The 3,248-nt window shown below is 31.5% G+C and carries 1 protein-coding gene; it reads right to left on the reverse strand.

Annotation, left to right across the window (positions count from 1 at the left end):
- Positions 1-641: 641 nt before the first annotated feature.
- The gene (locus tag ACIQ2D_RS21745; protein WP_402867386.1) at positions 642-1,484 is read right to left on the reverse strand and encodes a phospholipase D-like domain-containing protein; all 843 of its coding nucleotides are present in this window, start codon (positions 1,482-1,484) and stop codon (positions 642-644) included.
- Between the last annotated feature and the right edge of the window lie 1,764 nt (positions 1,485-3,248).

Here is a 3,248-nt window from a genome sequence, read left to right on the forward strand (position 1 = left end):
ATTGCTAATAAAGAGAATATTTGTTAAAAAGGCATTCAAGTGAATGTCTTTTTTGTCTGTGATTTTCAACCTCCGCCGTTATTTTAACTACATCATTTCACTGTCTTATTTTAAATAATTTTAAATAGACTCCAACCTTTCTTTAAAGAAGTTACTCCACAATCTGGCCCTTTAATGGAATAAGGCGCATTCCTTATTAAAGAAATACGCCCGATTGCTTAACAAGCACCCCCCTTTGAAAATCCATTTCCATATTAGAAGATTTCAAAAAACGATACTACAAAAGGGGTAGCGTCAGAAAAATATGGACTTACAACGTTTAGAAATATACAAGATTTTATGCACACTAATCGGTAAGCCAAAAACGTGTCAATATTGATGTATCAAGTGTTTACGCTGCTTGCATAAAAAGCCGCATAAACAATGTGCCATCAAAAAATCGACAAACGCTGTTACATCAACGTTTGTCGATTTTTCGGATGTGGCCAAACTGTCGTTTGGGTACATTTCTTTGCTTAACGTTGTAAATCCTCATAAATCTGACGGGACCCATGAAAGCAAATAATAAGAGCCTGTTTTGAAAAAATTTGTTCAAAACAGGCTTTTATTTAATGTACCCAATTAACTTATCTATAAAAAATTTATATCGTATTTTTTAACTCTATAAATTTTGTTGCATAAGGTTCTGTAGCATCCCGACTATGTTTGATATCTATAGATTCATCATTATATTGGGCTTTTTTTGTCCAGTTATAAGAACCACTTATTACTGTTTTGAGATCAATTACGCAAAACTTATTATGCATAATGTTATTTTTGAACATTCCATGTTGTCGCAATCGGTATGTCTCAAAATGTTCTTCAAAATTAAATCCATACTTTTTATTAGTATCATCTTCGATGACTATAATTTGAACATTTAAACCTTCATTCTTTTTTTTGACCAATTCATCAAATAATTTTGGATCGGTAAACCATGCAACGGCAACCCAAATTGTATATTTAGCTCTTTTTATTTCCTTAATAATTTGATTTTGAATATCTTCAAAATGGGTTTTAAGCTCAACTGGTTCATTGTATGTATCGTTACTCAACACGCTATATCTATCTTCAGTTTTTACTATGCAATAACCATTTGATTTAATAATTGTATTCAGATTAGCAATAAATTCTTTTTCTTCTGTATCTTCAATTGGTTTTTTATTCAACTCGATTAATACGGCATTAATAAATATTTCAATAAATTCTTTTAGTTTTTTAGAATTATTTATTTTTTTTAATCGACTATTAACATAATCTTTTCTACTGATATGACTCTTTTTTAGATCTTCTGCAACAAACCCCTTATTCATTTCATACATATCTTCAAATCCGACAGATACAAATAATTTCACTAACCCAGGACCACTAAAGTAAAATGGATCTTTTTCTTTATTAGCTATGAAATCTTTTAAATTATCTAGAGTAAAATCCGATAATTTCAAGGTACTTCCCTCATTTCTTATCAATTAAATATAGCCATCCAAAAATTATTTTTAAATACAAAAAATTCGAATACTTTATTATCGCTTACATGTTCTTAATCTACAATAAAAATCGCAGCCCTTCTTTTTAGAGATAAGAAATCCCTATTTATCAAATTGAAGAGCAAAGCAGCGCATTAATAGCCAGCGTCTTTAGGGCGGCATATTTCTTAAGAAAGTGTTCATTTTAAGTAGACTCTAACTGAACTAATCAAAGTACAGTAATATCAAGGTTTATAATGTTCTTTTTAAGTTGTTCAATTAAAGGAGTTGATACATAATGATTTTTGGTTATGCGAGGGTTAGTTCTGATAATCAATATTTAATCGGTAGCTGAAAGAGCTTGAAGCTTTTGGTGCGAAAAAACATATACCGAAAAAATCCATGTGGAGATTTTTCTCGTTTAGTTTATCGTGAAATGAGATCCAAAATACGGTTCGGTGATGTATCAGTTATCTATGATTTAGGCCACTTTAGACATATTAAACAAGAAATTCTTAATGAGTAGAAGCGAATAACTGATGATGAAATTGATATTGTGGTTTTAAATTTACTGATCCTTGAAAAGGCAAACAAACTCCTTTTAAACTAAAGGATTCTTCCCCTTTGCTTCAGCATGATATTTTTTTGGCTTCCCTTTAAAAGCCCCTCTTTCTTTAGAAATAGCAATGACCTCAAACTGCGCTGCTATAATTCGATTACGTTCATCCAGGAAAGCAGATTTAAAACTAAATCAGTAACCATCTATCCGATACCTTCTAATCCTTTGTATTTCCGTGTCTTCGCTTCTTAAACTAACACCCCGTTATTTTAAGTTCTTTTATTCTCAAACCATTGGGTAATAACTGTCCTGATTGCGAGTCGGAGCATATAGTTCGGTTTGGTAAATATTCTACTTTTGTTGATGGTGAAAATTTGGGTTACCACAAACCTGCTCGGCTAATTGTATGCGAATAGTTACACTTAACCTTTTTTCAGCCTAGGGCAATAACAGTCAAGAAGCGACTTTGTGATTCTTTTTCTTGTGTAGAAAATGTGTAGAAACTTTTCATTTTCTATCCTTTTCTAACGTATTCTCAAAAAAGTAAAAGCGCCACAAACCCTTGATATTAAAGGATTTGAAGCGCTTTTCAGTTGGTTCAAACTTATTCTATCTGAACCTTGATACGTCCCAGGAGGGATTCGAACCCCCGACCGACGGCTTAGAAGGCCGTTGCTCTATCCTGCTGAGCTACTGAAAGAACACAGTCATACCAACAATTTGAGACGTTTTTAAACTCTAATGGAGATTCGGTCAAATTACGTTTTTAGACCGAAACTATCTTTATAAAAACTATATCACTTATCCAACTTAATGAAAAGCACTCACTTATAACTGCAATTTGATATCGAAATAAATGGATTTCCTTCATGTCATTAAATGTCGTTTGACTATCTTTTGCATATGTTGCTTCGCAGTTAGATACGGTCAGAAACTGTTATTACTGATAAAGCTTAATTTATCAATGTTTTTCGAGCATATTAAAGGAATTACCTATAAAGCTAATAAATTTCCGGACATTAATTATCAAAAATATATTTGTCTTTATTTTCATCATAAATAATTCTATACTCTTTCAGTCCTACATCTTGATGAATAGTTTCTCCAGTTTCTTTATTTAGATAAGTTAGAGTAGCAGGTTTGGTCATAACTATCTTATTAGTTATATTATTATAGTCTGCAAT

This window comes from Lysinibacillus sp. NPDC097287 (assembly GCF_044761695.1).
Taxonomy (GTDB): domain Bacteria; phylum Bacillota; class Bacilli; order Bacillales_A; family Planococcaceae; genus Lysinibacillus.